This is a genomic window from Roseivirga sp. UBA838, assembly GCF_002296035.1.
Taxonomy (GTDB): Bacteria; Bacteroidota; Bacteroidia; order Cytophagales; family Cyclobacteriaceae; genus Roseivirga; species Roseivirga thermotolerans.
In genome coordinates this window covers 1-7,101 of record NZ_DBHC01000009.1, presented here as the reverse complement: position 1 = coordinate 7,101, position 7,101 = coordinate 1, and the positions used below count along the sequence as shown (strand labels likewise).

The 7,101-nt window shown below is 48.2% G+C and carries 1 protein-coding gene; it reads left to right on the top strand.

The annotated features are described in order from the left end of the window. Positions 1–7,101, top strand: a 7,101-nt coding sequence (locus B3O12_RS02700) for an MBG domain-containing protein (RefSeq protein ID WP_286755205.1), incomplete at both ends; no start/stop codon positions are given.

Sequence of the window (7,101 nt, the reverse complement as noted above, 5' to 3'; positions counted from 1 at the left end):
ACAGCTGTTTCTTCAAGCGTTTATGATATAAAAGTCACGGGCATTACTAACTCTATCGGAACTATCAACCTTGACTTGAAAGGAGTAGATGGTGCAGGAAGTAACGATATTGCTAAAATCCCATCCCAATTAGACGCCAACTCTACGGCTGATCTCCAGATTACGGACTCACCGGTTTTTGGTCAGTCTTTCAGGCCCGATAACTCTGGTCTTTTGTTAGATGTGGTATTAAAAAAAGGCTCAGGTCATAGTTACAGTGGAGCGGGTACATTAGAGCTAATCTCAGGTGAAGGTTACGGAGGAACAGTGTTAGCCACTGAAAATATACAAATTACTTCCGCACAGACTGAGGTGACCTATTCATTCAGTAGTCCACCAAGTGTAACGGCTGGAACCACTTATACCCTTAGGGTCAATATTCCGGGAGCTCCATCGAACAGTATAGGGTTTTCGGCCCAGGTAGGGGCTGGTTATTCAGACGGTATACTCTACCAGTCATCCGCTCTTTCAAGTGCAGATTTATATTTCAAACTCTTTGTTTCTTCTGGCCCGAGTGAAGCACTTGGTAGCACATTGCCTGCCACTGATGAAACATACACCATCTCTAATCCTCCGGTAGCCAGTAATGTTGACATTACCGGGACATTGAACGTAGGTCAGCAATTGACAGGTACCTATGATTTTAGCGACCCTCAATCGGATACCGAAAGTGGGTCTTCTTTTAAATGGTATAGGGCAGACGATGCATCCGGAACCAATAAGGCAGCCATAGCAGGAGCAACGGGAACCACCTATACCCTGACTCTAGCCGATGGAGGTAAGTTCATTAGCTTCGAAGTAACCCCCTCGGATGGAACTGATACCGGAGATGCCGTAGAAAGTGCAGCTTATGAGGTGCCAGCAGCAATTACCGTTCAGTCTATAGCCAGGCAAACACCTGGTACTGCGAATGTGAATGCCGGTACCGAACCTGTTTTCAGGGTCACTTTCAGCGAAAATGTTCGCAATGTCAGTGCCGATGATTTTACCCTCAGCTCAACAGTAGGTGGAGCGGTCTCTTCGGTAAATGCAGTAGATGCCAGCATTTACGATGTAACGGTTAACAATTTAAACAATGTGGATGGCACATTGAGCCTGAAGGTGAAAGGTATCGATGGAACAGCAGGCACCAACAATATTACAGGAATTGGCTATAGTAATGGAGCCGCTACCATTCAGCAGACTGGGGTGAATGATTATCTCAACCAGTCAAAATTAGGGCAGACTTTTACAGCCACCACCAACAATTTCCTAACGGCCTTTACTTTGTTTCCAGAAGCAGGACAACACGGTTTTGCAGGAACGGTAACGCTGGAAATTCACAGTGGTGATGAGAGCGCAGGAGGTTCAACTGTACTTAAAACTGAAACCGTAGAATTCACGGCCAGTACCGATGCGGCAGGACAAACCATACAATTGTCTGATCCACCACAGCTTACTCAAGGCGAGACCTACAGTATAGTTTTGACGAATTTTTCGGGTAGCGGAAGCCATGCATTTTCCTCTTCTACCAGTGGTAATTATGCAGATGGGCATGTGATTTTTACAGGCTATAACTCCGGAAGCCATAGTGCCTTCGATCTTAAGATAGATATCTTTGAGGGTACTCAAACCGATGGAGAAGCCTTACTCGACTTGGCGCCTGGCACCGAGGAAAGCTATACAGTGGAAGCTGATAATATATCTCCTTCGGTTACTATTACCAGTAATGCATCCAATCCTCAAAGTGGAGCATTCACCGCAACCTTTACCTTCTCTGAAGACGTAACAGGCTTTGCGATTGACGATATCACAGTTGGTAATGGAGCTGCCAGTAATTTCCAGACCACCAGCGCCAGCGTGTATACAGCCACCATAACTCCGGCAGCCGATGGAGAGGTAACGATAAATGTAGCAGCAGATAAAGCGTCCGATGCTGTCGGTAATAACAATACTGCTGCCACGCAATTGAGTTTAATCAATGATGAAACAGCTCCTACCGTAACGATCTCAAGTGATGCCACAAATCCACAAAGCGGAGCGTTTACAGCCACTTTCACTTTTTCTGAAGATGTAACCGGTTTTGAAGTGGGCGATATCACTGTCGGTAACGGTGCAGCCAGTAACTTCCAAACTTCGAGTGCCAGCGTTTACACGGCCACCATAACTCCGGCTGCAGATGGTGCAGTTACAATAGATGTTGCCGTCAACAAGGCCATTGATGCAGCGAGTAATAACAACATTGCTGCCACACAACTCAGCATTACGAATGATGAAACGGCACCATCAAGAGTTTCCGGTTCCATTGTAGGCAAAACTTATGGCCTTAATCAGAACATGGATATTACCGTAGAATTTGATGAAGCAGTGGTGGTTGAAACTTCCGGAGGAACTCCTTCAATCAACATCGCCATGGGAGGCCAGAACAAGACAGCTACTTATTTAAGTGGTTCGGGTACCACCACCCTAACATTTAGGTATACCACTTTGGCCGGGGACTCTGATAGCAATGGAGTTGCTGTGGGGAATATAGAGCTAAATGGAGGAGTGATTGCTGATGCTGCCGGTAATAATGCCTCACTGAATGGATCCTATACTGGTCAGGCCGATGTAAGAGTGGATACAGCTGTTCCTACAGTCACAATCAGCAGCAGCTCTACGGGGCCTGTCTTAGGTCAGTTTGATGTGACCATCACCTTTAGTGAAAGCGTGACAGGCTTTGAAGCATCAGACCTTCAATTGAGCAATGGAACCATTGCTTCGGGTTCATTCAGTGGTTCGGGAACAACCTATACGGCCACCATTAATGGTAATAACCATGGAAACGTAACAGTAGATATAGTTGCTGATGTAGCCACCGATGCTGCGGGCAATGGCAACACTTCGGCCACGCAGTTTAGTATTTTCAACGATATTGTTTCGCCTTCATTGACCATTACTACTTCGGCCAATGACCCAATCAATGCTGCTTTTACAGCTACCTTCGCCTTTGATGAAGCAGTGACCGGATTCACAGTGGATGATATTAGTGTAGGCAATGGCTCGGCCAGTAACTTCAGTGGTTCAGGTACTACTTATACCGCTACCATTACGCCCGATGGTGACGGGGAAGTAACTGTAGATGTAGCCCATAGTATTGCAGCAGATGCTGCCGGTAACTTCAATAATTCGGCCACCCAATTGAGCCTGACCTACGATGCAACATTACCAACCTTGGTGAGTGCCACAAAAGATTCTGACACACAAATTACCCTCACTTTCAGTGAAGTGGTAGAAGTGGCAGGTGCCGTTAACAGCAACTTTACCGTGGCTGCTGAAGACAATAAGAGTTATAGCGTAACGTCCATTTCAGACGGCACAGCGGGTGATAACCAACTCATACTCACTTTTAACGACCTGAGTACTGCCATTCTGGAGTTGGTCATTACCTACCAGGCCACCTCCGGTAATATCAGCGACCTGGCTTCCAACCATCTGGCCGATGATGCAACAGGAGTAACCATAACGCTCAACCAGTTGGCGGTAGCCAGCAATGTGGTATTCAGTGGAGAACTTCAGGTGGGTGAAATGCTTTCAGGTACCTACAATTATACTGACCCTGATAATGATGCAGAAAGTGGCACCACCTTTAAATGGTACAGATCGGAAGACGCTTCCGGAACAGGCAAGACAGCCATTGCCGGAGCAACCGCTCAAACCTATACCACTACCATAGATGATACCAACAAGTTCCTCAGTTTTGAAGTGACACCGAACGATGGTAAGTATGCCGGGGTGGCGGTAGAAAGCACCCTGCAAGGCCCCATCAACAATGCACCTAATGCTACCAATGTAGCTATTTCAGGTGCGATGGAAATAGGTCAGGTAATTACCGGAACTTACGACTTTAATGATGATGAGAACGATGGCGAGGCAGGAAGTACTTTTAAATGGTATCGTGCTGACGATGCGGGAGGTACTGGCAAAGTGGCCATTGCGGGAGCAACCTCTAATCAATATAGCCTCACCGTTGCCGATGCCAATAAGTACATTTCATTTGAAGTTACTCCATCCGATGCCTATCATGCCGGATCGGCAGTAGAGTCTGCTCTGCAACTGGCAAGCTATGGAACCCCTGTGATTACTGCATTTAACCAGGCCCGTGGCATAGAAGGAGGAACCATGACCCTCACAGGTACTGGCTTCACCGGAGTAACCGGGGTGACTTTTGGTGGAGTGGCAGCCACTAGCTTCAATGTGGTTTCAGATACCGAATTGACCGCAGTGGTCGGTGCCGGTAATTCAGGAAGTATAGCGGTGAGTAACCCAGACCATTCCGGTTCTACCGATGGCTTTGTATTCATTAATACCGATACCAATATAGAGGACTCTGAAATTTGCCAGGACTGCTTGCCTGTTACCTGCGATGCACTGGAAGGTGGAGAAAACTGCGAGATCGATTACCAGTTTGTTTCAGGTGGTGCTACGGCCACGGCAGGATTCGATTTCCAGCCAAGAATTTTCCTTACCAATATGATCATAGACCCTGCTTATGATTATAGTATGAAAATTCAGATTGAATCGTTGACAATTTTCCCAGGCTCAAAAGGAATTTCTTTAGGATTGGTGCGGGTAAAAGACAACGGAGAGATATTTGGTGATCTAGCACACGACATTGGGCAGCAAGCCAATGAATATGGCTATATAAGTACTACAGGGGAGAAATTTTCAGATGGTACCTTAAGTGCATTTGGAAGTGGTTATGCCGTAGGAGATGTTCTCCTACTGGAGTATAAAGCGGCAGATCAGTCTTTAAATTATTCACTGCAAAAATCGGGCTCTGGTTCCTTTGACAAACAAGGTGGAGGAGCTGCTTTTACAGGTGTAGAATCTGGATCAGGAGATGCACTGGCAGTAGCCCTGTCGCTTACCTGTTTCGGCACCTGTAATCTCACTATTATTGAAGCAGAGGACTCCAAAAGTGCTGGAAGCACTGAAATAACAGTTGCTGGAGAAACTACCGATTTTGGAACAGTAGACCCTGAGTCAGGTGATGCTACTAAGACTTTTGCCATAAAGAATGAAGGCACTAAAGTGTTGAACCTGACCAATGATCCAAAAGTGACCATTTCGGGAACAGATGCAGCCGACTTCACTGTGGCCCTTCAACCGGCATCGAGCATCGATGCTGCAGACTACACGTATTTCGATGTTACCTTCGATCCTACAACTGAAGGCAGCAAATCAGCTACGGTTACCATTGCCAATAATGATTTGGATGAAAATCCATTTACCTTCGAAATCACAGGCTCATCAGTTATTCCGAATGTAGCCCCCATCGTTACCAACGTAGAGATTACCGGTGATCTGATCGTAGGCCAAACCCTGACGGGAACCTACACCTTTAGTGATGGAGACAATGATCCGGAAAGCGGCTCAACTTACCAATGGTATATGGCCGATGATGCAAATGGCAACAATAAAGCAGCCATCAGCGGTGCTACCAGCACCACCTATGTGTTGACGAGTGACCATGTGGGCAAATACATCAGCTTCGAAGTAACGCCAAGCGATGGGCAGGTGTTCGGCACAGCTCAGGAAAGCAGCCTGCAAGGCCCTGTGAGCAAAATTGCCCAAAGCATTACATTCAATGCGCTAGAAGCCAAGGCCTACGGGGACGATGACTTTGAGCTGACCGCCACAGCCAGCTCGAACCTTACGGTGACCTACACCAGTTCCAATACCAATGTAGCCACCGTAAGTGGCAGTACAGTAAGCATAGTAGGAGCAGGAGAAACCACCATTACCGCCTCACAGGCAGGCAATGACAGCTACTCAGCGGCCACTGACGTTACTCAGGTATTGACCGTAAACAAGGCCACCCTCACCGCCACAGCCGATGACAAGTCCAAAACCTATGGCGAGGAAAACCCAGCCCTGAGCATCAGCTACACAGGCTTTGTGAATGGAGATGATGAAACAGCCATCACCCAGCCCACCGCCAGCACAACAGCCGATGCGACCTCAGAAGTGGGCACTTACGATATCACATTAAGTGGAGGCTCGGCCGACAACTATTCACTGATCGGCAATAACGGTTCGCTGACCGTGAACAAGGCTGTTTTGACAGCCACAGCTGAAGACAAGAGCAAAACCTACGGTGAAGCCAACCCAGCCCTCAGCATCAGCTATGCAGGCTTTGTGAACGGGGATGACGAAACAGCCATCACCCAACCCACCGCCAGTACAACAGCCGATGCCGGTAGCGATGCGGGTACTTATACCATCACCCTGAACGGAGGCGCAGCCGACAACTACACGCTGGTAACAGTGAACGGAACACTCACCATCGAGAAAGCCACCCTCACCGCTACGGCCGATGACAAGAGCAAAACTTATGGCGAAGCCAACCCGGCCTTTACCATAACCTATGCAGGCTTTGTTAATGGAGATGATGAAACTGCTGTTGCAACCGAGCCAACAGCTTCAACAACAGCAGATGAGACAAGCAATGTAGGGGTTTATGATATCGTACTATCGGGCGGATCAGCCAATAACTATTCACTCTCAACAGTGAACGGAACCCTGATCATCGAAAAAGCCACTTTAACGGCTACAGCCGATGATAAGTCCAAAACCTATGGCGATGAAAATCCAGCCCTCACCATCAGCTACACAGGCTTTGTGAACGGAGATGATGAAACAGCCATCACCCAACCCATCGCCAGCACAACAGCCGATGCTAGCAGTGATGTAGGTGCCTACGCCATCAGCCTAAGCGGAGGTTCAGCAGACAACTACACGCTGGCAACAGTCAACGGAACCCTGACCATCGAAAAGGCCACCTTGACAGCCACGGCCGATGACAAGTCCAAAACCTATGGCGAGGAAAACCCAGCCCTGAGCATCAGCTACACAGGCTTTGTGAACGGAGACGATGAAACAGCCATCACCCAGCCCACCGCCAGCACAACAGCCGATGCCGGCAGCGATGCCGGGACCTACGCCATCACCTTGAGCGGAGGCGCAGCCGACAACTATTCACTGACAACAGTCAACGGGACCCTGACCATCGAAAAAGCCACCCTCACCGCCACGGCCGAT